The sequence below is a fragment of the Rhodanobacter sp. FW102-FHT14D06 genome, from assembly GCF_043950705.1.
Lineage (GTDB): Bacteria > Pseudomonadota > Gammaproteobacteria > Xanthomonadales > Rhodanobacteraceae > Rhodanobacter.
Window position 1 is genome coordinate 973,289 of sequence record NZ_CP170722.1, and the last position, 26,902, is coordinate 1,000,190.

Here is a 26,902-nt window from a genome sequence, read left to right on the forward strand (position 1 = left end):
CCGTATAAGCCGACCAGGTATGCAACGGCCGAGCCTGCTGCCACAAAGCATATAGCGACCATGGCAAGGACAACGAGCAGCGTAGAGATGACTGAAGCGCGATTTCGTTGCAGCAGTGCCGCGTACAGCGGGCACCCGACTAGTAGCGTGGCCGGTGCAGCGAAGAGCAGCGCAACCGCGAGAAGAGGAAAGGCTGCTAATGGTGCAGACGCCCAATCATGAAGTTGTGGAGTGCGATTGGAGAACGCGATTCCGGCGCCAAGGAGTAGAGATGCTAAATAGCCGCCCGCGAACATGCCGAAAATTCCGCAAGGGATCGTTCTTCGAATGGCCGCGGAATACTTCATGTGCGCTCTAACGCTGGAATTAAGCGGCGGCGTAGCCGTCCGCTTGAATGACGGGTTAGGCGTGATGCCGCGCAATTGCATACGCGAGACAAGCAACCAGACCCATGAGTGCTGCAGCCAAGACTACGGCAATTTTGTTACCTGCTGGGCTACCCGAAACATAGGACTCAGGCCTCTCGCGTAGCTGCTGCCACTGAGCGTACAGCTCGATGCCTACGGCGATGAACAAAGGAAGGGATGCAGCGACAAACAAAATTTTGGACGAATGAGAGCTGGGATTTGGAAAGGCCAGCCACGCGGCGATAGGCCAAGTGACCAAGGTAAGTGCCGAAATCTTCCATTTCACAGCAACCTTCACGTAGCACCTAACGCTGGAGTTAAGCGGCGGCGGAGCCGTCCGCCTTGAACGAGTAAAAAGAGACTTCCTCCCCTTTCGGCCTCGAGGGCCATGATGGTGTTGCGACACAACCGTCAGCAGAAGAGGAAGTCTCCATGAGCACTATAACCATCGGCGTGGATTTGGCGAAAGTCCTGTTTTCAGCGTGTGAGATGGATGGCGCTGGCCATGTGCTGCGGCGGCAGGACCTACGGCGCGAGCCGTTTGGCCTGTGGCTGGCGCAGTTGCCGGCCGGCACGGTGGTGGCGATGGAGGCGTGCAGCGGGGCGCACCACTGGGCGCGGCGCTGCCTGGAGTACGGTCTGCAGCCGCGGATCATCGCCGCCCAGTTCGTCACGCCGTTCCGCAAGGGTCGCCGAACCAAGAACGACCGGGCCGATGCCGAGGCGATCGCCACAGCCGCCCGCCAGGGCAACATGCGTTTCGTGCCGGTCAAGTCGATCGATCAGCAGGTGCGGTTGTCATGGCATCGAGTCCGCGAGGGCTACAAGGTCGAGTCGCTGGCGATCGGCAACCGTATTCGCGGCCTGCTGGCCGAGTTCGGTGTGGTCGTGGCGCAGAGCGATCTGGCGCTGCGTCGCCAGCTGGCTGACCTCGATGGGCAGCTCGGATTGCCGGCTGAGCTCAAGGAACTGTTGCGTGACCTGGCGGAGCACTGGAAGCAGTTGCGCCTGCACCTCGACGCGTGCGATGCACGCATCGAGATACACGCGCGCGATGACGAGCAGTGTGTGCGGCTGCGCGCGGTCATCGGGGTCGGCGCGATCACCGCCGATGCGGCGGTGGCCACGGTCGGCAACGCGCGCGAGTTCAAACACGGCCGGCAGATGGCGGCATGGCTGGGGCTGGTGCCCACCCAACACTCCAGCGGCGGGCATGCGCGGCTGGGTGAGATCAGCTGTCGTGGGGATGCGTACCTGCGCACGTTGCTGATCCAGGGCGCCCGCAGCAGTCTGCAGCGCGCGAAGGCCGTGGCCACCGAGAAGGCCACGCCCGAACAGTTGTGGATACGTACCCTGGATGGACGCATGCCTTTCGGCAAGGTGATCGTGGCCATCGCGAACAAACATGCCCGGCAGATCTGGGCGATGCTGGCGCACGACGTCGACTACGACCCCTGTGCCTGCCTGCAGCATCCGATGCACCAGCAAACTCACACGGTGCAGGCGGCGTAAAACCGAGTTTCGATTCAACGTCAGCGCGACACGGTAGACAACAGGTCAGACCACCCCGGAGAGAACCTGACTAACTAGATGGACGTCCAAACGGTGTGCCGACTGATCCCTGGGCACCGGACAGTCCGATGAACGAACGAGGTCTTCGGGTGCGGTTTATACAAAGGTCCGAGTCGGCGGCATCGACTCAACAAGACCGATTACGGAAATGCAGCCTGACATTCGTTGTACCCATGAAGCACTGACACGCAGTACGCAGCAAACAGGACAACACGATGACCGGCAGCAGCCCGAAAGCCCAGGGCGAAAGCATCATGCGCCCGGGGTTGACCGGAAGTCTCTTACGGACTGGTTAGGGCGGCTGCCTAGGAAGAACGCAGCTGTTTTTGCACTAAGGAGCGCCCATACGTTGATAGAAATTTCCAAAGCATTGCGTATGACATTGGCCCAAAGCTTCGGCACAACCCCGGCCGACAACGACGCTCCAGATGATAGGAGAATATCCAAGCTTTGGAAGCCTAGGATGCCAAAAAATATCAGTGCGGCTGCCAGCATGAGCCAACGAGAGAATTTGACGCGAAACAATGCGAGCACAGAAGATACGATGAGAAAGCCCGCCGTGCCGAGAGCAAACAAAGCTGCTGACAGTCCTGGCCTGAGGCTCTCGGGAATATTTGGATTTGAGCTGAGCAGAAGAAATGCAAGAAGTAGAACGCTGGTTGCGGCAACGAGAATATTCATGATTGCCGCGACCCAAAGTCTCTTAGGACGAGGAAGTTTTGTGATTGTCATCGTCTGGTGAGCCCTAACGCTGGAGTTGAGCGGCGGCGGAGCCGTCCGCCTCGGACGACTGGTTAGGGGCCACGGTAGCAGGAGACGAGCTGAAAACGCGCTTTAGCTCGACCTCGCCCTTTGGCACCCAAGGTTTCCCGCGCGATGCAAAAGTATCGTGCGAATCGGTTGTGACCCAATGAAATACGATCTCTGCTCGAAGCGCCCGTTTTGTGCCCGGGCCGTTCCGCATGATGCCGTTAACCAAAGCTTGCTCGAAGCGGGCGACGGAGCCGTCGGTATCGCTCTGTTGGACGCCGAGTTGCACCCAACAGTTTGTATTTGCGGGATCTAGGAGCCAAGCACCGTGGCGAAGATCGGTGCCATACAACGCCGAGGTTTCGTAAACGCTCCCATCGTGCTCTGCACCGAAATGCATGAGTTGGCAAACCGATGCTTGAGGAAGATGCGTGGGGTTTGAATGCACCACCGGAAGACAGATGGCGCAGAGCAGCGCAATGAAAAGGTAGGGCAAACCGTCACGTTCCATGAGTGGGCCCTAACGCTGGAGTTGAGCGGCGGCGCAGCCGTCCGCCTCGAACGAGTAAAAAGAGACTTCCTCCCCTTTCGGCCTCGAGGGCCATGATGGTGTTGCGACACAACCGTCAGCAGAAGAGGAAGTCTCCATGAGCACTATAACCATCGGCGTGGATTTGGCGAAAGTCCTGTTTTCAGCGTGTGAGATGGATGGCGCTGGCCATGTGCTGCGGCGGCAGGACCTACGGCGCGAGCCGTTTGGCCTGTGGCTGGCGCAGTTGCCGGCCGGCACGGTGGTGGCGATGGAGGCGTGCAGCGGGGCGCACCACTGGGCGCGGCGCTGCCTGGAGTACGGTCTGCAGCCGCGGATCATCGCCGCCCAGTTCGTCACGCCGTTCCGCAAGGGTCGCCGAACCAAGAACGACCGGGCCGATGCCGAGGCGATCGCCACAGCCGCCCGCCAGGGCAACATGCGTTTCGTGCCGGTCAAGTCGATCGATCAGCAGGTGCGGTTGTCATGGCATCGAGTCCGCGAGGGCTACAAGGTCGAGTCGCTGGCGATCGGCAACCGTATTCGCGGCCTGCTGGCCGAGTTCGGTGTGGTCGTGGCGCAGAGCGATCTGGCGCTGCGTCGCCAGCTGGCTGACCTCGATGGGCAGCTCGGATTGCCGGCTGAGCTCAAGGAACTGTTGCGTGACCTGGCGGAGCACTGGAAGCAGTTGCGCCTGCACCTCGACGCGTGCGATGCACGCATCGAGATACACGCGCGCGATGACGAGCAGTGTGTGCGGCTGCGCGCGGTCATCGGGGTCGGCGCGATCACCGCCGATGCGGCGGTGGCCACGGTCGGCAACGCGCGCGAGTTCAAACACGGCCGGCAGATGGCGGCATGGCTGGGGCTGGTGCCCACCCAACACTCCAGCGGCGGGCATGCGCGGCTGGGTGAGATCAGCTGTCGTGGGGATGCGTACCTGCGCACGTTGCTGATCCAGGGCGCCCGCAGCAGTCTGCAGCGCGCGAAGGCCGTGGCCACCGAGAAGGCCACGCCCGAACAGTTGTGGATACGTACCCTGGATGGACGCATGCCTTTCGGCAAGGTGATCGTGGCCATCGCGAACAAACATGCCCGGCAGATCTGGGCGATGCTGGCGCACGACGTCGACTACGACCCCTGTGCCTGCCTGCAGCATCCGATGCACCAGCAAACTCACACGGTGCAGGCGGCGTAAAACCGAGTTTCGATTCAACGTCAGCGCGACACGGTAGACAACAGGTCAGACCACCCCGGAGAGAACCTGACTAACTAGATGGACGTCCAAACGGTGTGCCGACTGATCCCTGGGCACCGGACAGTCCGATGAACGAACGAGGTCTTCGGGTGCGGTTTATACAAAGGTCCGAGTCGGCGGCATCGACTCAACAAGACCGATTACGGAAATGCAGCCTGACATTCGTTGTACCCATGAAGCACTGACACGCAGTACGCAGCAAACAGGACAACACGATGACCGGCAGCAGCCCGAAAGCCCAGGGCGAAAGCATCATGCGCCCGGGGTTGACCGGAAGTCTCTTACGGACTGGTTAGGGTGGCTCCACGGCCGCAGCCTTTGCCCTGAGAGATTCAATGCTGCGGGGAGTAGCGCGGATCGCTGGCGTCTAGGCACATGAAAGTAATTTCGCTTTGGCCGCAGCCGCCGTGCAACATGCACTCGGACGAATGCTCGTCCTTGAGAAGAACCTGCTTGCTCTGTTTGGAACAGTACAAGTTTGCTTCCTTCAACGCGGTCCCCTTGGCACTGGATGGGCCTCCGAACGGGGCGCGCACCGAAGCTGTATATGTGTCCTTGCCAACTTGTATAACGCCGGAATTAGCACAACCAGCCAAGCTTGCTACCAGCACCATCGACGCTCCCCATAACGACGCTCTCATTTGACTTTCCCCTGATGGCTGACGGACGCCCTAACGCTGGAGTTAAGCGGCGGCGAAGCCGTCCGCCTTGAACGAGTAAAAAGAGACTTCCTCCCCTTTCGGCCTCGAGGGCCATGATGGTGTTGCGACACAACCGTCAGCAGAAGAGGAAGTCTCCATGAGCACTATAACCCTGGGTGTGGACTTGGCGAAGAACGTGTTTTCGGTGTGCGCGATGGATGGCGCCGGACACGTGCTGGAACGACGGGAGTTCAAGCGTGAGGTCTTCGCCGTGTGGCTGGCGCAGCGGCCGGCGGGGACGGTGGTGGCGATGGAAGCCTGCAGCGGGGCCCATCACTGGGCACGGCGGTGTGAAGAGTGCGGGCTGCGGCCGCGGCTGATGGCTGCCCAGCTGGTCAAGCCGTACCGCAAGAGTCAGCGCAGCAAGAACGACCGCAACGACGCCGAGGCGATTGCCACGGCCGCCCGCCAGGGCAACATGCGTTTCGTGCCGATCAAGACCATCGACCAGCAGGCCCGGCTGTCCTGGCATCGGGTGCGCGAGGGTTACAAGGCGGAGAGTCTGGCGATCGGCAACCGCCTGCGCGGCCTGCTGGCCGAGTTCGGCATCGTGATGGGCAAGAGCGACAAGGCCCTGCGCCGGGTGCTGGCCGATCTGGATGCACACACCGCGCTGTCGGCAGAGTTCAAGGCGTTGATCCGCAGCGTGGAGGCCCACTGGACCCAGGTCCGCACGGCCTTCGACGCGTGCGATGCACGCATCGAAGCCCATGCGCGCGATGACGAGCGGTGCGTGCGCCTGCGCGCGATCGTCGGCATCGGCGCGCTCACCGCGGACGCCCTGATCGCCAGCCTCGGCAAGGCGCAGGAATTCCGCAATGGTCGGCAACTGGCGGCGTGGCTCGGCATGGTGCCGACCCAGCACTCCAGCGGCGGACACACGCGGCTGGGTGCGATCAGCTGTCGCGGCGATGGCTACCTGCGCACGCTGCTGATCCAGGGCGCGCGCAGCAGCCTGCAACGGGCCAAGGTGGTCGCCACGGAAAAGGCCACACCCGAACAACTCTGGATTCGGTCACTCGCGGTGCGGTTGCCATTCGGCAAGGTGCTGGTCGCCATCGCCAACAAACATGCGCGCCAGTTGTGGGTGATGCTGGCTCACGAGGTGGATTACGACCCCTGCGCCAGCCAGCGTCGCCCGCTGCATTGCCCCGCTCAACTCGCTTGAGGAACCTTGCTTTCGATTCACGGTCAGCGCTACGCGGCAACAACGGGTCAGACCCACCCGGAGAGAACCTGACTAACATTCTGGACGTCCAAACGTGTTTCGGCCGATCCCCGAACATCGACGACACCGCTGAACGAATGAGGTCTCCGGGCGCGGTTTATACCCTGGTCCGAGCCGGCACCATCGACTCAACAAGACCGTCTAAGGAAATGCAGTCTGGCAACGTTCGACGCCGCATCCCACTGACCACGCAGCACGCAGCACGCAGGACAACCCGATCACCAGCAGTCGCCCGAAAGCTCAGGGCAAAAGCATCATGCGCCCGGGGTTGACGGGAAGTCTCCTAAGGAACTGTTAGGCACGAGGGATTACTTACGATTTTCGCGCCAAAGCATAACGGAAAGAACGACGGCGACTACAAATATGAAAGCACTTGCCCAGAGCGGAACCGCGAGCCCATTGATTGATACAGGCCAAGCCTCTATGAAGCGAACCAGCTGCAGCAGGGCAACACATGCAAAGACAACGATGGCGATTAGAGTGAAAGGCTTCATAACTTTCTCCTCGTTGAATGAAAGCAGAATGTAAATCGACTTTCTGCATAAGGCCTAACGCTATGTAGATTTCAAAGTGCAGTGTAATCCTGCAGCCTATCCCTTGGCACTGGATGATCGCTTCGCGCCGACTCGCCAATTTTTCAATGACTTACAACACAGGACGCAGCCTAATCCTGCAACCTAATCCCGCAGCCTTTCGTGACACATCCGCCAAGCAATCCGGAAAGCAAAAGGGCAGCCCAACGGCCACCCTTTCAGCGTTCAACTTAGTGCGTGCCTTCCATCACCCGCACTTCGAATACCCACAATTCAAACAGGTCTGACAGTTGTCCATCAGTACCAACGCCTTGGTATTGCACTTGTCGCACATCATCGACCCCGGCGGAAACGACAGCGCCTCACCCGCGCCCGCTTCGGCAGCAGCGCCCGCATCGGCAGCCTTCTTCGCGCCCAGCGCCTCGTACGCCGCCCGCTTCTCCGCAATCAGCTTCCGCGTCGCCTCATCCATCTCCGGATCGTGGATCAGCCCGATGTTCTTCATGTGCTGCTCCACCACCGAGCCGATCTCGGCGACGATGCTGGGCATGTAGACGCCGCCGGCCTTGAAGTAGCCGCCGCGGGGGTCGAATACGGCTTTCAGCTCTTCCACGATGAAGGTGACGTCGCCGCCCTTGCGGAACACGGCGGAGAGGATGCGGGTGAGCGCCACGATCCACTGGAAGTGGTCCATGTTCTTCGAGTTGATGAAGATCTCGAAGGGACGGCGCTGCTCGTACTTGGTGCCGGCGTTGAGCACGATGTCGTTGATGGTGACGTACAGGGCGTGCTCGAACAGCGGCGACTTGACCTTGAAGGTGGAGCCGACCAGGGTTTCCGGCCGCTCGACACTCTCGTGCATCTGGATCACTTCGGCCTGCTTGGGCGCGGCAGGGGTGGCCTGCTTTGCGCTGCCGGCCGCATCGGCAACCTTGTCCTCGGGCTTGACCACGTTGTAGCCGGTGATCTTCTTGTCGATCTTGATTGCCATGGGATTCGCTTCTTTGCTGGGGCGCGCCGCAATGGCGGCGACGTGTGACATGAAAAACCATCCGGCCCGGCGCGACGCCGGGCCGGATGGAGGTACGGCTTACTTCTTCTTGCTGGCAGTGGACCTCTTGGCTGCCTTGGGGGCGGCCTTCTTCTTGCTGGCGGACTTCTTTGCCGCCGCCTTCTTCGGGGCCGCCTTGCGGGCGACCGACTTCTTGCCTGCCGCCTTGCGGGCGGGCTTGGCGCGCTTGACGGCGGCTTTCTTGACCGCCTTCTTCGCCACTTTCTTCGCGCTCTTGCGCACAGCCTTCTTCGGGGCCGCCTTCTTCACCGACTTCCTTGCCGCTTTCTTGGCGGCAGCCTTCTTCGGCGCGGCCTTCCTGGCTGCAGCCTTTTTCTTGGGAGCCGCTTTCTTCGCGGCGGCCTTCTTCTTAGGCGCAGCCTTCTTGGCCGCGGCCTTCTTCTTCGGAGCCGCCTTCTTCGCGGCCGCCTTTTTCTTCGGTGCGGCCTTCTTCACTGCGGCCTTGCGGCGTGCCGGGGCCTTCTTCGCCGGGGCCGCGGCGGGTGCGGCCGGCGCTACCTCGGGCAGCACGGGCAGCACGACGGCGGGTGCCTCGGCGGCCGCTGGGTTGTTGTTTGACTCAAGCTCGTTGTCGATGGACATAACTGGTGTTCCCCTCCGATGAATGTCAGTACGTGCCGTGGCCCTCGGGAAACTGCGCGCAGTTCAGAACTTGCCGTAGTAACCCTCCTTCAAGGCATCGAAGAGGTTGGCGGCCGAATGCATCTCGCCGTCGTATTCCACCTGCTCATTGCCTTTCAGTTCGACAACACTACCGTCCTCCAGCTCGAAGCGGTAGAGGGTGTTTTCAAGGTCCGATTCCTTGACCAGCACACCCTGGAAAGCGGCGGGGTTGAAGCGGAACGTGGTGCATCCCTTGAGCCCCTGCTTGTAGGCGTAGAAGTAGATGTCCTTGAAGTCTTCGTACGGGTAATCGGTGGGCACGTTGGCGGTCTTGGAGATCGACGAATCGATCCATTTCTGCGAGGCGGCCTGGATGTCCACGTGCTGCTTCGGGCCGATGTCGTCGGCGGAGACGAAGTAGTCGGGCAGCTTGTGCGCGGCATCGTCGGTGAACGGCCTGGCCTCGGCGTTGATCAGCGCGCGGTAGGCGAGCAGCTCGAAGCTGAGCACCTCGACCTTCTCCTTGGATTTCTTGCCTTCGCGGATCACGTTGCGCGAGTAGCTGTGCGCGAAGCTCGGCTCGATGCCGTTGCTGGCGTTGTTGGCCAGGCTGAGCGAGATGGTGCCGGTGGGGGCGATCGAGGTGTGGTGGGTGAAACGCGCGCCGGTCTCGGCCAGTTGCTCGACCAGCTCCGGCGCCACCGTGGCGATGCGCTGCATGTAGCGGCTGTATTTCGCGTGCAGCACGCGGCCGGGGATGGTGTCGCCGATCTTGTAGCCGTCGACCGCCATTTCCGGGCGTTTGCGCAGCATGTCGCCGGTGACGGTGTAGTCGCGCAGCAGCACCGGCGCGGCGCCCTTCTCTTTCGCCAGCTCCAGCGCCACTTCCCAGCCGGCCAGCGCCATTTCGCGCGAGACGTCCTCGGTGAACGCCACCGCCTCGGGGCTGCCGTAACTCTGCTTGAGCATGGTCACGGTGGAGCCCAGGCCGAGGAAGCCCATGCCGTGGCGGCGCTTGCCCATGATCTCGTTGCGCTGCTGCTCCAGCGGCAGGCCGTTGATCTCGACCACGTTGTCGAGCATGCGGGTGAACACCTTGACCACCTCGCGGTATTCCTCCCAGTCGAAACGCGCCTTGGGCCCGAACGGGTCGCGCACGAACTTGGTCAGGTTGACCGAGCCGAGCAGGCACGAGCCGTAGGGCGGCAACGGCTGTTCGCCGCAGTTGTGCGCGTGCAGGCCGTTGCCGTCGAAGGTGTTGATGCCGGGTACCTGCACGTCGTAGACGTCCTCGACGCCATCGGCCTGCAGCGATTGCACGGTGGCGACAAAGCGCTCGCGGTTGAGGTGACGCTTGTAGCCCGACAAGGCGGCCTTCAGACGCGCGGCCTTGTCGCTGTCGGCAAAGCCGATCAATTCGGCGAAACGCGGCAGCGACTCGCCGGCAATCACCAGCTCGTGCTGGGCCCGGGTGGCATAGGCATGCCTGCCGCCATGACCATCGGGCAACAGGCTTTCACCTGCGACACGGCGGTCGCGATAGATCCGTGACGGCATGCCCAGGCGCAGCAGCATGCGCTGTACCGCTTCCAACCGCGGCAGGTCCGACTGCGCCAGGCGCACGGACACGCCCTTGGCCTGGCTGCCCTGCACCGAACCGTCGGCGTCGAAGAAGCCGCGCAGGAAGCCGCGATAGGCCTCGCTCGACGCCTGCTCCAGCGCCGGCGTGATCGCCTTGTCGCCCGGATTCATGCCGAACTCGAACGCAAGGTCACGCAGCGCGGCGGACTTCATGCGGAACTCGCCGCGGCCGGCCACTTCCGACCAGCCGGTGAAATCGGCACGGTGCGGCAGCGTCCGGGCGCAGCGCAGGGCTTCGGCCATCAGCGCACGGGTACCGCCATCCACCGAGCCGTTCATCACGGCGGCCTGCGGCCACACCGACAACACCGCGGCCTCGTGCTTGAGCGTGCCGTCACCGACCAGCAGGCCGAGCAGGTAGCCCTGCTCCCCGGTCAGCGCACCGGGCCACTGCGCGTTGGCGCGGTGATCGTTGAGCAGCACGCGGTCGCCAGGCTGCAGCGCGCCGGCGGCGCACCACTCGGTGTCCACGCTCCAGCGGGTCAGGCGCGACACGCGGCGCACGCGGTGGTCCTCGGTCAGGCGCAGGCGGTGGCCTTCCTCGGTCTGCAGCGCCAGCACCGGCTTGGTCGCGGTGCGGAAGAAACCCTCGGCGCCAGTGGCGTGATCGTTGCCGTCCACGCGGGCCATGAAGCCTCGACCGAGCAGGTCACTGACTTGGCGCGGGCCTTCGGCGGTCTGCACCCAAGTGTCGGCCGTGACGCAGGGGTTGGTCGCGCGGATGTGCTCGCACCACCAGTTGTTGTTCATCTCGTTGACCTTGTCGATCAGGATGAACCCGGGCTCGGCGTAGTCGTACGTCGAGACCATGATCATGTCCCACAGGTGCCGCGCGCGGATGTGGCTGTAGATCTTGCAGGCGACCAGGCCGTCTTCGCGGTCGACGTAGTTCTCGTGGGTCGGCCATTCGCGCCAGACGACCCTGCTCGGGTCGTTGACGTCGATCTCGTCCTTCTCCTTGACGTGCACCGGGAATACCAGCGGCCAGTCCTGGTCGTTTTCCACCGCGTCCATGAAGCCGTCGGTGATCAGCAGGCTGAGGTTGAACTGGCGCAGGCGGCCGTCCTCGCGCTTGGCGCGGATGAACTCCTTGGCGTCCGGATGGCTGATGTCGAAGGTGCCCATCTGCGCGCCACGGCGGCCGCCGGCGCTGGAGACGGTGAAACACATCTTGTCGTAGATGTCCATGAACGACAGCGGGCCGCTGGTGTACGCGCCGGCGCCGGAGACATAGGCGTTGCGCGGACGCAGGGTGCTGAACTCGTAGCCGATGCCGCAACCGGCCTTCAGGGTGAGGCCGGCCTCGTGCACCTTCTCCAGGATGTCGTCCATCGAATCGTGGATGGTGCCCGAAACGGTGCAGTTGATCGTGCTGGTGGCCGGCTTGTGCGCCAGCGCGCCGGCGTTGGAGGTGATGCGGCCGGCGGGGATGGCCCCGCGGCGCAGCGCCCACAGGAAACGCTCGTACCAGTGGCCGCGCAGCTCGTCGGTGGCTTCCACGTCGGACAGGGCGCGCGCCACGCGCTGGTAGGTCTCGTCGATGCTGCCGTCGACCGGCTCGCCGGTCTTGGTCTTCAGGCGATACTTCTTGTCCCAGATGTCCCACGAGGCGGGTTGCAGCGGGATGTCCACGGCAGCATCACGGCCGGTGGCGGGGTGGTTGGCTGGCGCACGCATTGTGCTCATCGTTTTGCTGACCTCTCGGTGTGGCCTCGCGGCCCCCGTTGATTTTTATTGGGATGTAAGGGTGTCGCTCGCGACGCGACGGCGACGAAGATCACGGGCGGGAACGACCTCCCGGCCTGCCCGCCCCCTGGCTTTCCGACAACAGTGGCTCCTCCCCAAGAACGCCGCGGTTGGCACCAGTGCTAGTCTCGGCATTGGCGCTTCAACACAAGATGTTGTGGTTGTTACCAAGGGAGGAAGTTAACCCTGCCGCTCCGGGAAGTAAAGTCCTGCGAGCGGCATCGGCCGGCGGGAACCCGCACGCCGCCGATCGGTCGAACCAGCGCCGAACTCACCCCCGCCAAGGAGCCCCTCATGTCGCCTCGCCATCCCTCCGTGCCGTCGTGGTTGACCGGCTTGCTGGCCGCGCTGGTGATCGCGTTCGGCACGCTGCCGGGCGCCGGCCGCGCCGCCACCTTGCCGGCGGCGATCGACGGCCAGCCGATGCCGTCGCTGGCGCCGATGCTGACCCGGGTGACGCCGGCGGTGGTGAACATTTCCAGTACCACCCACGTGCCGGTGCGCGATGCATATTTCGACGACCCGATGGTGCGCCAGTTCTTCGGCCTGCCGCCCACGCCGCGCGAGCGCGTGGAGCAGAGCCTGGGTTCGGGCGTGATCGTGGACGCGGCCAGGGGCTACATCCTGACCAACAACCACGTGGTCGCCGGCGCCGACGACATCAGCGTGACGCTGCAGGACGGGCGCAGCTTCAAGGGCAAGCTGATCGGCACCGACCCGGCCACCGACGTGGCGGTGGTGCAGATCCGGGCCAGCGACCTGCACGCGCTGCCGATGGCCGACTCCTCCACCCTGCGCGTGGGCGACTACGTGGTGGCGGTGGGCGAACCGTTCGGCCTGGGCCAGACGGTGACCGCCGGCATCGTCTCGGCGCTGGGGCGCTCGGGCCTGGGCGATTCGAGCTACCAGAACTTCATCCAGACCGATGCCTCGATCAACCCGGGCAACTCCGGCGGCCCGCTGGTGAACCTGCGCGGCGAGCTGGTCGGCATCAACACGATGATCTTCTCGCCCTCGGGCGGCAACGTGGGCATCGGCTTCGCGATCCCCAGCAACCTCACCGCCGAGGTGATGAAGCAGCTGATCGCGCATGGCAAGGTCGAGCGCGGCAGCCTGGGCCTGCAGGCGCAGGCGATCACCCCGCGCATCGCCCAGGCGCTGGGGCTGAAGGAGAGCAAGGGCGTGGTGGTGACCGGCGTCGGCGACGGTTCGGCCGCCGCGCGCGCCGGGCTGCAGCCGGGCGACGTGCTGACCTCGCTCAACGGCAAGCCGCTGCAGAGCGTGCAGCAGCTGCGCAACACCGAAGGCCTGCTGCCGCTGGGCAGCAGCCTGCAACTGGGCATCGTGCGCGACGGCCAGCCGCGCCAGGTCAATGCGACGCTGAGCGCCGAGAAGCTGGCCAGCCTCGACGGCGGCCAGCTCGACCCGCGCCTGGCCGGCGTGCGTTTCAGCGAGCTGAGCCAGAGCCAGCGCGACCAGGGTTGGTACGGCGCCGCCGTCAGCACGGTGCAGCCGGGCAGCCGCGCCGCCCAGGCGGGACTGCGTGCGGGCGACGTGGTGGTCGGCATCGGCAACCAGCGCCTCACCAGCCTGCGCATGCTGCGCGGGCTGGCCGGCGTGCGCCTGCGCCAGTTGGTGCTGGTGGTGGCCGATGCGGACGGCAGCCACTACGTACTGATCAACTGACGACGCGGCAAAGCGACCGCGCGAAAAACCGGACGTGGGTCGCGTGAACGGCGTGTTCGCGCGCACGCTCTGTGACGCATCGTCACGCAAACGCCAGAAATCGCTTGATATTGTGGGTTCAGGCCGATCCAATATCCTGACGGCTTGTCGAACGCGCCGCGCGTCGGCTGCATATCCGCTTTCGATCACGCACCTTCGTCAAGTCGCCAGACGGGTGGGCCGGCCCGATCGGCCAGCTCATCCGCCCATGTCATGAGTTCATCACGCCGGGGTTTCGCATCATCATGTCCGTACGCTTTGCTCGCCTGTTCTGCCTCGCCCTGATCGGCGCCTGTTTCTCCACCGCGGCAACCGCGGCCACCAAGTCCGGCAGCCTGGTCTGGCGCGGCGACGACGCCACCGCCAACGCGGTGATGAACGAAGTGGGCAAGGCATGGACGAAGGCCGGCCACGGCCGCATCGAGCTGCAGCCGTTCAACACCGCCTCGGGCCTCGACGCGGTGAGCAACGGCACCGCCGACCTCGCCGGCAGCGCGCGCCCCTCCGACGGCAGCGCGCAGAACGACCGGCTGACCTTCACCCCGGTGGCCTGGAGCGGCCTGGTAATCATCACCCAGGCGTCCAACCCGATCGGCAGCCTCACGCTGAAGCAGGTGCACGACATCTACTACGGCAAGATCCACAACTGGAGCGAAGTCGGCGGCCGCAACGCGCCGATCGACGTCTACGCGGTGGCCAGCCCCGGCGACGGCGTGGAGTACAGCCTGCGCAGCCTGCTGTTCGGCCGCGGCAACCAGCCGGTCGCCGCGCCGCGGCTGTACGTCAACACGCGCAAGCTGGAAGAAGGCATCGCGCTGAACCCGAACGGCCTGGGCGTGGCCATGCTGGCCGGCATCAGTGACAACCCCAAGCTGAAGGCGATCCCGATCAACGGCCGCACGGCGACCACGGCGAACATCGCCAACGGCAGCTACCCGCTGTTCATCCCGCTGTACCTGGTCACCAACCCGCACAGCGCCAAGGCCGAGCAGGCGCAGGATTTCGTGGACTTCCTCAAGACCGAGCCGGCCAAGGCTGCGCTGCGTCGCCACGGCGTGCTGCCCTACGACGACGGCGCGCGGCTGGCGGCGATGGATGCCGAGCGCCGCAGCACGATCCTGGCCGAAGTCGGCGCGCGCGCGCGGTCGCAGGGCACGCCGATCTCGGCGCCCGGCGCCACCTACGCGTCCCGCGCCGCCATCGCGCCCACGTCGGAGCGCACGGTGCAGGCCCGCAACGCGCTGGAAGCGCGCCGCGAGCGCGCGGCGAACGATGCACGGCTGGAGCGCGTCAGCGGCAGCGTCAGCAACGTCGCCGTGACCGGCGTCGAGCGCGCCAGCGGCTCGGCCACCACGGTGAGCCAGGCCAACGGCAAGAATTTCCGCGGCGTCAGCGCCGACGCCACGCAGACCCATTCGACGTACAAGGTGGTGCGCGGCGACACGCTGTCCTCGATCGCCAAGGCACATTCGGTCGAGGTGGCGCAATTGCGCGCGTGGAACCAGCTCAAGAGCGACCACCTGCAACAGGGCCAGGTGTTGCGCGTCAGCAAGCGATAACCGGGTGAGCCGCGCCGCAGAGGCGGGCGCCGGCATGGTCCAGCGTCCGCTGGCGCTGACGCTGGATCTGGACGACACGCTGTGGCCGGTGCTGCCCGCGCTGGAACGGGCCGACCAGGCCGTCGACGCCTGGCTGCAGCAGCACCATCCGGAGGTGGCGCGTGCATGGCCGATCACCGCGATGCGCCAGCTGCGCGCCAAAGTGGCCGCCGAGCGGATCGACCTGGCGCACGATTTCACCACCCAGCGCCAGCTGACCCTGCGCCATGTGTTCGAGGCCAGTGGCATCGCCGATGCGCCGGTGGACGCGTTGTGGGAAATCTATTTCGCCGCGCGCAACCAGGTGGAACTGTTCCCCGACTGCCCAAGCGCGCTGGAACGCATCGCCGCACGCTGGCCGCTGGCGAGCCTGACCAACGGCAACGCCGACCTGCGCCGCATCGGCATCGAGCGGCATTTCCGCCATCAGGTCTGCGCCCGCGACCATGGCGTGGGCAAGCCCGACCGCGCCATCTTCCTTGCCGCAGCCGCGCTGCTCGGCGTCGAACCGGGACAGGTGCTGCACGTGGGCGACGACCCCGCCCTGGACGTGGCCGGCGCGCGCGACGCCGGCTTGCGCACGGCGTGGATCAATCGCCAGGGCGAACCGTGGCCACCCGGCATGGGCCCGCCGCCGGATCTCGACCTGCCCGACCTGGCGGCGCTGGCCGACTGGCTGGAAGCCTCTTCCCGCCGCGACTGACGCCGTTGCGATTGTTCTTCGACGCGGGCATGTCCATCATGGGCCATTTCCCCGCAAGGATTTGCCCATGTCCGCCCTGATCGAACGCCGCCCTGGCCAGCGCCATGGCATCCCCGTCGAGACCACCGACGCCGCGCACCTGGCGGCCAGTCGCCGCCGGCTCGATGCGACGCAGCGGCGCTGGCTCGGCGACAGCGGCTTCGACGCAGCGCCCGGCACGTTCGCTCTGGTGCCCGACGCGGCCGGCAAGCTGGCGCGCGTGCTGGTCGGCGTGGCGCCGGCCGATCCGCTGGCCGCGCTGGCCGGCCTGCCCTGCCACCTGCCCGAAGCCACCTACGAACTGGCCGCCGAAGGCGTGCTCGCCGACACCGCGCTGGCCACGCTGGGCTGGGCGCTGGGCGCCTACCAGTTCACCCGCTACCGCGCAGCCAAACGCGCCCCGGCGCGGCTGATCGTGGCGGCCGAGGAACTGGCCCGGCTGGCCCCGCTGGTGGAGGCCACCTCGCGCGTGCGCGACCTGGTCAACACGCCCACGCAGGACATGGGCCCGGAGCAACTCGGCGAGGCGATAAAGACCCTGGCCAAGGCACACAAGGCGAAGCTGCGCGACTGGGTCGGCGACGAACTGCTCAAGGCGAACTTCCCCACCATCCACGCCGTGGGCCGCGCCAGCCATCGCGCGCCGCGGCTGGTCGAACTGAGCTGGGGCAAGCCCGACCATCCCAGGCTGGTGATCGTCGGCAAGGGCGTGTGCTTCGACACCGGCGGCCTGAACCTCAAGGGCGGCGAAGGCATGCGCTGGATGAAGAAGGACATGGGCGGCGCCGCGCACGCGATCGCGCTGGCCGGACTGGTGATGCAGGCCAACCTGCCGGTGCGGCTGACCCTGCTGGTGCCGGCGGTGGAGAACGCCGTGGCCGGCAACGCGATGCGCCCGGGCGAGGTGATCACCACCCGCGCCGGCCATACCGTGGAAGTGGACAACACCGACGCCGAAGGCCGGCTGATCCTGTGCGACGCGCTGGCCTACGCCGGCGAACAGCAACCGGCGCTGATCATCGACTTCGCCACCCTCACCGGCGCCGCCCGCGTGGCGCTGGGCCCGGATCTGCCGGCCCTGTTCGCCAACGATGACGCGCTGGCCGACGCGGTGCTGCAGGCCGGTAACGCCGTGGCCGACCCGCTGTGGCGGCTGCCGCTGTGGCGTCCGTACCGGCGCATGCTGGACTCCCACCTGGCGGACTTCGCCAACTCCAGCGCCTCGCGCCACGCCGGCGCGATCACCGCCGCGCTCTATCTCGAACGCTTCGTCCCCGACGGCACGCCGTGGCTGCACCTGGACACCTACGCCTGGAACGACGCCGACCGCCCCGGCCGCCCCCGCGGCGGCGAGGCGATGGGCCTGCGCGCGGTGTTCGCGTTCCTGCAGGAGCGTTACGGACACTGAGAGGCTGAGCGGTTTTCAACCCCTCGGATCAGCCCCGGCGGGGCATGGCTGTCCGAGTGGAGGCAAGGCGGGAGCAATGGCCCGATGCCCGAGTCGGCAACAGGAGCGGTTGTCCGAAGGCTGGACATGAAACAGGCATCCTGGTGACTGTTCCACGTGAGCGAGTCCGGGCCTGTAACGGGCTCGCGACAGCAGGAAACCACGGGAGGCGGTTTCCTTCACAAGCTCCGGGGCGCCCCCGCCGACCTCGACGCCCGATACCCCGTTCCGCCCGGTGCCGTGCGCAGTGGTGCGACGAAGCCTCGGGGGAGTAACCTCTCGAACGTTGGGCGTGGTCCGAAACTGGTTGCGACATTGCCTGAGGGGGGACAAGGGGCACCAGTGGACGCGCTCGACATTACAGGGCCGAGCCATCACCACTGGGGAAAGAAACCACATGAAATACGACTTGAATCACCTGTCACTGGCTGTGCGTCTCGCATTGACCGCCGGGATGCTCTCGGTCGCCGGCGGGCTGCAGGCCCAGACGACGACCACCAATCCGCCCACGACGGATCAGGCCACGCCGGCCTCCAAGGACAAAGCCAAGACGCTGAACGCCGTGGTGGTCACCGGCTCGCTGATCCGCCGCGTGGACGTGGAAACCGCCAGCCCGGTGGTGACCATCGACCGCGAGGCCATCACCAACTCCGGCAAGCCCACCCTGGGCTACGTGCTGCAGGACATGCCGGCGATCTCCGGCAACGCCACCAACCCCTCCAACAACAGCAACGGCGGCGGCGTCGCCAGCCCGCTGCTGGAAGCCGGCGGCGGCGCCTCGCGCGTCTCGCTGCGCGGCCTGGGCATCAACCGCACGCTGGTGCTGGTGGACGGCCAGCGCATGGTCAACTCGGACATCAACATGCTGCCGCCGGACATGATCGACCGCGTCGACGTGCTGGCCGAAGGCGCCTCCACCGTGTACGGCTCCGACGCCATCGGCGGCGTGGTCAACTTCATCCTGCGCAAGGATTTCCAGGGCGTCCAGTTCAGCCTGAACGACGGCATCTCCAGCCACGGCGATTCGCAGCGTCGCGGCTTCAACCTGACCGGCGGCATGTCCGGCGACAACTACAGCATCGTCGGCGGCCTCGACTACAACAAGTACGACGCCACGCTGGCCTCGCAACGCGACTTCTCGCGGCAGCAGCTGTACCTGTCCAGCGGCACCATCATCGCCGCCGGCTCCAGCTCGATCCCGACCGGCCGCATCCAGCTGCCGGCCTCGATCGCCAGCCAGTACGGCTGCGCGATCAACTCGTCCGGCACCGCCAACGTCACGCTTGCCACGGGCGACGGCTCCAGCCTCGGCGACTACCGGTGCCGGCTCGGTTCGGACACCTACAACTATGCCGCGCTCAACTACATGCAGACCGCGCAGAAGCGCACCAACGGCTTCGTGCTGGGCAGCTACGACCTGACGCCCAACCTCAAGGCCTACGTCAACGCGTTCTACAACCGCACCGAATCCAGCGGCCAGGATGCCCCCTCGCCGGTCGGTACCGGTGACGGCCTGATCATCTCCTCCAGCAACCCGATCAACCCGTTCGGCGTCACCTTCAGCCAGAACGCGGTGCCGGGCGACCCGAACAGCGGCTACAACTTCCAGACCCGCCTGACCGGCGCCGGCACCCGCGTGCACAGCTACAAGACCGACAACGCGCAGATCAACACCGGCCTGCGCGGCAACTTCGGCCAGGACAGCAGCTGGATCTGGGACGCGTCGATCAACTACAGCCACAGCAAGCGCGACCAGCGCGACACCAACGAGGTGGACATCCCCGCCCTGCAGGCGGCGGTCGATGCCGGCGCCAACATCTTCAACCAGGCCGACCCGGCGGTGGGCAAGCTGCTGAGCGCCGGCGTGAAGACGCCGATCTATGTCATGACCAACTCGACCAAGCAGGCGCAGTTCGACGCCAGCGGCGACCTGTGGGATCTGCCCGCCGGCGCCATGCAGCTGTCGGTCGGCGCGCTGTACCGCAAGCAGACGATGAAGTACACGGTGAGCCCGTTCGCGGTGCTCGACCCGGTCACCACCCAGTGCCAGATCCTGCAGGAAGCATGCGGCTCGCCCGCCAGCGGCAGCTACAACGTCAAGGAGATCTACGCGGAAACCCTGATCCCGCTGCTCGCCGATGCGCCCGGGGCGCAGTCACTGAACATCGACCTGGGCGTGCGCTCCTCCAACTACAGCACCAGCGGCAGCACCACCAACGGCAAGGTCGCGATCGAATGGAAGCCGGTGGCCGATCTGCTGGTCCGCGGTACCGTCTCGCAGGTGTTCCGCGCGCCGAACCTCAACGAGCTCTACGACGGCCGCACCCTGGTGCAGCCCACCCTGAACGACCCCTGCGTCAACCTCAGCGCGGCCGATCTGGCCCAGCATGCCGCGGCCTGCCAGTACGTGCCGGTCAACTGGGGCGGCAACTCGCCGGCGCAGGTCAACACGTTCTATTCCGGTGCCGCCACCGTGGGCAACTCGCTGAAGCCGGAAAAGGGCAAATCCATCGACCTCGGCCTGGTCTACTCGCCGGAGTGGCTGCCCGGCTTCTCCACCAGCCTCGACTTCTGGCACATCTACCTGTCCGACACGTTGACCGCGATCACCGGCGACCTGGTCGTCAGTTCGTGCTTCAACAACAGTGCCAGCCCGTACTGCGGGCTGATCCATCGCGAGGACACCACCAGCCGCCAGCCGGGCCAGGTGTTCCTGATCAACACGCCGGTGGTCAACCTTGGCACGCTGAATACGTCGGGTGTCGACTTTACCTTGCGCTACAAGGTGCCCCACTTCAACATGGGCAGCGTGGACCCGGGCGACTTCCAGGTGGGCCTCAACAGCAGCTACACCTCCACCTACAGGAACAACGCCACCCCCGGCGAGCCGGGCGCACAGGCCATCGACTACGCCGGCACCTACAGCCAGCAGTTCGGCAACATCTCGCGGCTGCGCGGCACGGTCACGCTGAACTGGAGCAAGGGCAACTGGAACGCCCAGTGGCAGTCGCGCTACATCAACAGCCTGACCGCGCTCAACACGGATGCGGCCATTCCCGGCGTGAACATTCCGATCGCCTCGGTGACCTACCACTCGATCCAGCTCGGCTACGCGGTGCCGTCGATCCACACTCGCTTCGACGTCGGCGTGGACAACATCGCCGACAAGGCACCGCCGCTGATGTATCAGAACGGTTCCAACTACAACGTGGACGTCTCCACCTACGACGTGCTCGGTCGCTACTACTGGGCCCGCGCCACCGTGAAGTTCTGATGTCCTAGCTCCATCGCAGTCGTTGCAAACCCCCAGGAGGGCCGCGGGCAAACCGCGGCCCTCTTGCATAATGGGCGCCGGACACCATCCCACCGAGGCCGCATGCCCCCGCCCGCCGCCGATCCACCCAGCACTCCGGCCAGCACGTTGGCCGCCGCCATGGCGAGCGCGTGGAATGCAGGCGACGCAGAGCGCGTCATCGAACTGGCGGCGCAGGCGGCGGATGCCGCCGGCGACGACGAAGGCGTGCTCGTCCTGCTCGGCGTGGCGCAACAGGCCACCGGCCGGCACGCACGGGCGGCCGCCACGTTCAACCGCCTGTGCCAGTTGCGACCGGCCGTCTCGGCCTACTGGAACAACCTCGGCGTGGCCTCTCGCCTGGCCGGCGACCTCGCCGCGTCCGGACAGGCCTTGCGTCAGGCCCGGCAGCTCGCGCCGGGCGATGCGGAGGTGCACTACAACCTCGGCCTGCTGTACACCCAGCAACGCGATTGGCCGGCGGCACGGCAGGCGTTGCTGGAAGCGGCCAGTCTCGCCCCGTCATTCATCGAGGCCCGCCTGCAGGCGGCCTACGCCTGCTACGTCTGCGGCGACAACGCGGCGCAGGAGGAAATGCTCGACGGCGCCGGCGAGTGGCCGCCGCAACCCGCCGAACAGGCGCTGATCCTGGCCGCCATGTTGTCGGTGCAGGGCGCTTCCGAGGCGGCCCTGCGCACGCTCGCGCGCGCGCAGTTGCCGCCGACGGAGGCCGCGGCCGCTCCGCTGCGCCTGCGCATCGCCGCCCAGCGCGTGGTGTTGCACGAGCGCAGCAACCAGGTCGAACGCGCGCAGCAGGACCTGCAGCAACTGCCGCTGGCCGCGATCGACGCCCTGCCGCCGGACGCCGTGCAAGCGCGCGCCGACGGCTGGCGCGCGCACGCCGCGATGGCCTCACGCAACGGCGCACACGCCGAGGCAGCGGCGCTGTACCGGCGCGTGCTGGCGCTGCCGCTCGACGACGAGAGCCGGGCCAGCGTCGGTTTCGGCCTCGCCATCGCCTGCGACCGGCTGGGCCGCCACGCCGAGGCATGGGACGCGTTGCAGGCGGCGCACGCGGCGCAACTGGAGATCGCCCGCCAGGTCGTGCCGGAGCGACTGGCGGCGGACAGCCAGCCGCTGCCGCTGGCGGACTGCGTGGTCGAACCGCACGACTACGCCCGCTGGACCGAGCTGCGCGCCCCCGGCTCCATGGAGAGCCCGGTCTTCGTGGTCGGCTTTCCGCGCTCGGGCACCACCTTGCTGGAACAGATGCTCGACGCCCACCCGGATTTCCGGTCCATGGACGAGCGTGCCTACATCCATGAGCTGATCGAAAGCATGGAACGCGTCGGCCAGCGCTATCCCGCCGATCTCGCCTCACTGAGCCAGGACGATGCCGATGCCCTGCGCCGCAGCTATCGCCGACGGGTCGCGCAGGTGCGCCCCGACCTCGGGCCGCGCCGGCTGGTCGACAAGAACCCGCTCAACATGCAGTGCCTGCCGATGATCATGCGGCTGTTTCCGCAGGCACGGATCATCCTCTGCCTGCGCCATCCCTGCGACGTGTTGCTCAGCTGCAGCATGCAGTCGTTCCGCTCGCCGGCGTTCATGGTGCTGTGCTCCTCCCTGCCGCGCCTGGCGCAGGGCTACGCGCGCGCCTTCACCCAATGGCAGCGCGATGTCGAGGTGTTCGCCCCGCAGGTGCTGGAGTGGCGCTACGAATCCGTGGTGGAGCAGTTCGGCGACCAGGCGACACGACTGGCGCAGTTCCTGGACCTGGCCGATGCCGCGCCCCTGCAGCGCTTCGCCGAGCATGCGCGCGAGAAGCACATCAGCACGCCCAGCTACGCGCAGGTCACCCGCGGCGTCTATCGCAAGGCGGTGGGCCGCTGGCGCGACTACCGCGAGCATTTCGAACCGGTGTTGCCCGTGCTGCAACCGTGGCTCGAACGCTTCGGCTACGACGGGTAGGAAACGGCCCGCGGGACAAGCGCCTGCGGACCGCAGGCTCCCGCACGCACCACGACAGGGAGTGCCGCCTTGTCGTCGTGCGCAGCGGGATACTCAGTGCGCCGGGCTGCTCGCGGACGGCGCGGGGGTGGTTACGCTGGCCAGTGCGTGCGGCGAGAACTTGCCGCCGTAAGGCAGCACCTCGCTGGCCAGTTTCGGGTCGGCCTTGATCATGCCGATCGCGTCGAACAGGATGTGCGCGGTCTCCTGGAGCTGCGGGTCCTTGGCGTTCTTGGCGTCCTTCTCTTCCTTCAGCTCGCTCTTGATGCTGCGCTCGTTGGGGTTGAGGCCGTCGTCCAGCGTGCTGCCCGCCTCCGGCAGGGCCGCGTCGCTGCCGTCGATGGCGACGTGCCGCGCGCGGAAGGCGGCCTGCATCTGCTCCTGCTGCTTGCGCTCGGCTTCGCGGGTGGCCAGGTTCAGCGAGATCGTGGTCATGTCGCGCATCTTCTTGTACTGCGCCAGCTCGTCCAGCATCAGCTTCCACGCCGGCGATTGCGCCGCACGCTGGTCGTGCTGCTTGAGCAGCTGCGGCAGGTAGGCGGAGAGGTTCGCCACCGGCTGGTAGTCGGCCGGCGGAATCTGCGTCCACGGCAGCGCGTTGTCGTAGGTCGATTCGCCGAAGTCCTTCTCGTCGCCGTTCTTCGGGAACTCGATGTCCGGGGTGACGCCCTTGAGCTGGGTGGAACCGCCGTTGATGCGGAAGAACTCCTGGATCGTCATCTTCAGTTCGCCCAGTTGCGGCTTCTCGCTGTCGCCGGAGGCGAACTTGTCCAGGTCCACCAGGGTCTGCACGGTGCCCTTGCCGAAGGTCGGCTCGCCGATGACCAGGCCGCGGTGATAATCCTGGATCGCCGCGGAGAAGATCTCCGAGGCCGAAGCCGTGCCGCGGTTGACCAGCACCGCCAGCGGACCGCTCCAGGCCATGCCTGCATCGTCGTCGCCCTGCACCTGGACTTCGCCGTGCGAGCCGCGCACCTGCACCACCGGGCCCTTGTCGATGAACAGGCCGGTCATCGAATCCGCCTCGGCCAGCGAGCCGCCGCCGTTGTTGCGCAGGTCCACCACGATGCCCTGCACGCCTTCCTGCTTGAGCTCGGCGATCAGCTTGGCCACGTCGCGGGTGGTGCTGCGGTAATCCTTGTCGCCGGCGCTGCGCGCGCCGAAATCGGAGTAGAACGAGGGCAGGTCGATCACGCCGATCTTGCGGGTGACCGCGCCGTCCTTGATCTCGATGACCTTCTTGCTGGCCGCGGCATCCTCCAGGTTGATCTTGTCGCGCACCAGGGTGATCAGCTCGTGCTTGCCGTCCGGGCCGACATCGGCGGGCAGCACTTCCAGCCGCACCACCGTGCCCTTCTTGCCGCGGATCAGCGCGGTGACGTCGTCGATGCGCCAACCGACCACGTCCACCATTGCGCCCTTGTCGCCCTGGCCCACCGCCACGATGCGGTCGCCCGGCTTGAACTTGTGCGACTTCATCGCCGGGCCGCCGGGGATCAGCTTGACGATCATGGTGTAGTCGTCGCGCGACTGCAGCTGCGCGCCGATGCCCTGCAGCGACAGGCTCATCGCGATGTCGAAGTTGGCCGCCGCCTCCGGGCCGAGGTAGTCGGTGTGCGGGTCGGTGGATTCGGCGTAGGCGTTCATGAAGGTCTGGAACGCGTCGGCGCTGTTGATCTGCCGGATGCGGTCGATGTAGCCGCTGTAGCGCTTGTCCAGCGTCTTGCGGATGTCCGCGTCGTCCTTGCCGGCCAGCTTCAGACGCAGCCAGTCGTTCTTGGTGCGCTTGCGCCAAAGGTCCTGCGCGGCGGCCTCGTCCTTCGGCCAGGCGGCGTCCTTGCGGTCGACCTCGTAGCTCTCGTCGCGGCTGAGGTCGAAGCCGTTCTTCAGCAGCTCGCGGGCGTAGCTCATGCGCTGCACGGCGCGCTGCAGGTACAGGTTGAAGATGGCGAACGGCGCGGAGAGGTCGCTGTTCCAGATCGCGTCGTCGAACTTGCTCTTCAGTGGCGCGAACTTGTCCATGTCGGCCTGGGTGAAGAACACCTTGTCGCCGTCGAGCATCTTGAAATATGCCTTGTAGATGCGCGCGGACATCGCGTCATCCAGCGGCTGGGCGTCGTAGTGGAAGCGGGTCAGGAAGCGCGCGGACAGTTGCGCGGCCTGGGCCTGTTCGGCCGTGGGCTCCAGCGGCCAGGTGGCCGCCTTGCGCGGCTGGGGGCCGGCACCCAGGTCGGCCGCTGACTGCGCAAAGGCGCAGCTGGCGGAGAGAACGAACAGCAGGACCAGCGCGGGGCGAAGTTTCATGGGTGCTCTCAGGCGGATTCGGTGACGCCGGCGGCATGCGCCTGCAGGTCGGCGTGATAGGACGATCGCACCAGCGGGCCGGAGGCGACGTGATGGAAGCCCATGGCTTCGCCGGCTTCGCGCAGCGCGTGGAATTCCTCGGGCGTCCAGTAGCGCAGCACCGGGTGGTGGTGCGGCGTGGGCTGCAGGTACTGGCCGATGGTGATCATCTCCACATCGTGGTCGCGCAGGTCGCGCAGCGTCTGCAGCACCTGCTCGCGGGTCTCGCCCAGGCCGAGCATGATGCCGGACTTGGTCGGCACCTGCGGGTGCTGCGCCTTGAAGCGCTTGAGCAGGTCCAGCGACCACTGGTAATCGGCGCCGGGGCGCACCTCGCGGTACAGGTGCGGCACGGTTTCCAGGTTGTGGTTGAACACGTCCGGCGGGAATGCCTTGAGCACCTCCAGCGCCCGCTCCATGCGGCCCTTGCCGCGGAAATCGGGGGTGAGGATCTCGATGCGGATGGCCGGGCTGGCATGGCGCACCGCGCGGATGCAGCTGGCGAAGTGCGCCGCGCCGCCGTCGCGCAGGTCGTCGCGGTCGACCGAGGTGATCACCACGTACTTCAGCCGCATGTCGGCGATGGTCTGCGCCAGGCGCGCCGGCTCCAGTTCATCCGGCGGCTGCGGCCGGCCATGCGCCACGTCGCAGAACGAGCAGCGCCGCGTGCACACCTCACCGAGAATCATGAAGGTGGCGGTGCCGTGGCTGAAGCATTCGTGGATGTTGGGGCAGGAGGCCTCCTCGCATACGGTCACCAGCGCGTTCTCGCGCAGGCGGGCCTTCAGCTGCTGCACCGCGTTGCCCTGCGGCAGGCGCACGCGGATCCAGTTGGGCTTGCGCAGGGTCGGCACGCTGGTGTCGAAACCGGCGCGGTTCAGCGCGATCTTGTCGCTGCCGAGCTGTTTCTCCACCGTGCCGGTGCCGGCCACGACCTGGATCGGAATGGATTTGGACAAGGGGGCGCTGGTTTCGCTCATGGGAGGAGTTCAGACCGCGGCGCGCGCGGGGAGTTCGGGAATCAGGGGGGCAGCGGGCGCGGCGACGAAGCCGAACTGACGGCAGAACTCGTCGGCCAGCACCGTCTCGACGTCCGCCAGCTGCGACGGACCGCCCAAGTCTACCAGTTGCGTGACCGCCAAACCCTTGTAGCCGCAGGGGTTGATGCGTTCGAACGGCTCCAGGTCCATGGCCACGTTGAAGGCCAGCCCGTGGAAACTGCAGCCGCGACGCACGCGCAGGCCGAGCGCGGCGATCTTGGCCTCGCCCACGTACACGCCGGGGGCGCCTTCGCGGCGCGCCGCCGCCACCTGCCAGTGCGCCAGCGTGTCGATCAGCGCCTGCTCGATCCGCCGCACCAGCTCGCGCACGCCCACGCCGATGCGGCGCAAGTCGATCAGCGGGTAGCCGACGATCTGGCCGGGCCCGTGGTAGGTCACCTGCCCGCCGCGGTCGACCGGGATCACCGGGATGTCGCCCGGCGCCAGCACGTGCTCCATCTTGCCGGCCTGGCCCAAGGTGAACACCGGGTCGTGCTCCAGCAGCCACAGCTCGTCCGGCGTGTCGGCGGTGCGGTTGTCGGTGAACGCGCTCATCGCCTGCCAGGTCGCCGCGTAGGGCTGGCGGCCGAGACGGCGGATGGCCAGGGGCCGGAATTCGGGATGGGGGGTTCGGGATTCGTGGTTCACGACGAGCTTGTGGCCTT

The 26,902-nt window shown here is 66.2% G+C and carries 17 protein-coding genes; 9 read left to right on the top strand and 8 right to left on the bottom strand.

The features are described from left to right. Nucleotides 1-839 precede the first annotated feature (839 nt). Nucleotides 840-1,919 (top strand): IS110 family transposase, encoded by a 1,080-nt coding sequence (locus tag ACFCQI_RS04705; protein ID WP_395117203.1) that lies wholly within the window; start codon nt 840-842, stop codon nt 1,917-1,919. A gap of 312 nt (nt 1,920-2,231) precedes the next feature. On the opposite strand, the gene ACFCQI_RS04710 is transcribed toward ACFCQI_RS04705, so the two are convergent. Both ACFCQI_RS04710 and ACFCQI_RS04715 read right to left on the bottom strand, forming a co-directional pair. Then, nucleotides 2,232-2,660 carry a hypothetical protein gene (locus tag ACFCQI_RS04710; RefSeq protein ID WP_395120231.1) on the bottom strand — a complete coding sequence of 143 codons (429 nt, stop codon included), beginning with the start codon at nt 2,658-2,660 and terminating at the stop codon, nt 2,232-2,234. Nucleotides 2,661-2,724: 64 nt separating this feature from the next. Continuing rightward, on the bottom strand, nt 2,725-3,240 hold the full coding sequence (locus tag ACFCQI_RS04715; protein ID WP_395120232.1) for a hypothetical protein: 516 nt from the start codon (nt 3,238-3,240) through the stop codon (nt 2,725-2,727). A 136-nt stretch (nt 3,241-3,376) separates the two neighbouring features. Here ACFCQI_RS04715 and ACFCQI_RS04720 point away from each other — a divergent pair, with 136 nt between their 5' ends. Both ACFCQI_RS04720 and ACFCQI_RS04725 read left to right on the top strand, forming a co-directional pair. Beyond that, a complete protein-coding gene (locus ACFCQI_RS04720) occupies nt 3,377-4,456 on the top strand; it encodes an IS110 family transposase (protein ID WP_395117203.1) in 1,080 nt (359 codons plus the stop codon). A gap of 858 nt (nt 4,457-5,314) precedes the next feature. Then, nucleotides 5,315-6,385 carry an IS110 family transposase gene (locus ACFCQI_RS04725; protein ID WP_395120230.1) on the top strand — a complete coding sequence of 357 codons (1,071 nt, stop codon included), beginning with the start codon at nt 5,315-5,317 and terminating at the stop codon, nt 6,383-6,385. Between the two features lie 840 nt (nt 6,386-7,225). Here the strand turns inward: ACFCQI_RS04725 and ACFCQI_RS04730 are convergent. From ACFCQI_RS04730 to ACFCQI_RS04740, 3 genes are all read right to left on the bottom strand, one after another. Continuing rightward, complete coding sequence (locus ACFCQI_RS04730) at nt 7,226-7,969, bottom strand: NrdJb (protein WP_395120233.1); 744 nt, start codon at nt 7,967-7,969, stop codon at nt 7,226-7,228. Between the two features lie 99 nt (nt 7,970-8,068). After that, complete coding sequence (locus ACFCQI_RS04735) at nt 8,069-8,632, bottom strand: hypothetical protein (RefSeq protein ID WP_395120234.1); 564 nt, start codon at nt 8,630-8,632, stop codon at nt 8,069-8,071. Nucleotides 8,633-8,695: 63 nt separating this feature from the next. After that, complete coding sequence (locus ACFCQI_RS04740; RefSeq protein ID WP_395120235.1) at nt 8,696-11,980, bottom strand: LAGLIDADG family homing endonuclease; 3,285 nt, start codon at nt 11,978-11,980, stop codon at nt 8,696-8,698. 354 nt (nt 11,981-12,334) lie between these two features. On the opposite strand from ACFCQI_RS04740, the gene ACFCQI_RS04745 reads away from it, so the two are divergent. The 6 genes from ACFCQI_RS04745 to ACFCQI_RS04770 all read left to right on the top strand — a co-directional run bounded on the left by ACFCQI_RS04745 (nt 12,335) and on the right by ACFCQI_RS04770 (nt 22,815). After that, nucleotides 12,335-13,726 (top strand): Do family serine endopeptidase, encoded by a 1,392-nt coding sequence (locus ACFCQI_RS04745; protein ID WP_395120236.1) that lies wholly within the window; start codon nt 12,335-12,337, stop codon nt 13,724-13,726. Nucleotides 13,727-14,010: 284 nt separating this feature from the next. Further along, nucleotides 14,011-15,324 (top strand): substrate-binding domain-containing protein, encoded by a 1,314-nt coding sequence (locus tag ACFCQI_RS04750; RefSeq protein ID WP_395120237.1) that lies wholly within the window; start codon nt 14,011-14,013, stop codon nt 15,322-15,324. A gap of 34 nt (nt 15,325-15,358) precedes the next feature. Further along, nucleotides 15,359-16,066: an HAD family hydrolase gene (locus ACFCQI_RS04755; protein WP_395121252.1), complete on the top strand. Its 708-nt coding sequence runs from the start codon at nt 15,359-15,361 to the stop codon at nt 16,064-16,066. A 67-nt stretch (nt 16,067-16,133) separates the two neighbouring features. Beyond that, complete coding sequence (locus ACFCQI_RS04760) at nt 16,134-17,513, top strand: leucyl aminopeptidase family protein (protein WP_395120238.1); 1,380 nt, start codon at nt 16,134-16,136, stop codon at nt 17,511-17,513. Nucleotides 17,514-17,949: 436 nt separating this feature from the next. Beyond that, nucleotides 17,950-20,826: a TonB-dependent receptor plug domain-containing protein gene (locus ACFCQI_RS04765; RefSeq protein ID WP_395120239.1), complete on the top strand. Its 2,877-nt coding sequence runs from the start codon at nt 17,950-17,952 to the stop codon at nt 20,824-20,826. A gap of 102 nt (nt 20,827-20,928) precedes the next feature. Next, entirely contained in the window at nt 20,929-22,815 is a 1,887-nt protein-coding gene (locus ACFCQI_RS04770) for a sulfotransferase (protein WP_395120240.1), read from the top strand. 93 nt (nt 22,816-22,908) lie between these two features. Here ACFCQI_RS04770 and ACFCQI_RS04775 read toward each other — a convergent pair whose 3' ends face one another. The 3 genes from ACFCQI_RS04775 to lipB are packed head-to-tail and all read right to left on the bottom strand — an operon-like array spanning nt 22,909 to nt 26,885. Next, entirely contained in the window at nt 22,909-25,158 is a 2,250-nt protein-coding gene (locus ACFCQI_RS04775) for a carboxy terminal-processing peptidase (protein WP_395120241.1), read from the bottom strand. An 8-nt stretch (nt 25,159-25,166) separates the two neighbouring features. After that, entirely contained in the window at nt 25,167-26,177 is a 1,011-nt protein-coding gene (lipA, locus tag ACFCQI_RS04780) for a lipoyl synthase (protein ID WP_395120242.1), read from the bottom strand. Nucleotides 26,178-26,186: 9 nt separating this feature from the next. Continuing rightward, nucleotides 26,187-26,885, bottom strand: a complete 699-nt coding sequence (lipB, locus tag ACFCQI_RS04785; protein ID WP_395120243.1) for a lipoyl(octanoyl) transferase LipB — start codon at nt 26,883-26,885, stop codon at nt 26,187-26,189. Between the last annotated feature and the right edge of the window lie 17 nt (nt 26,886-26,902).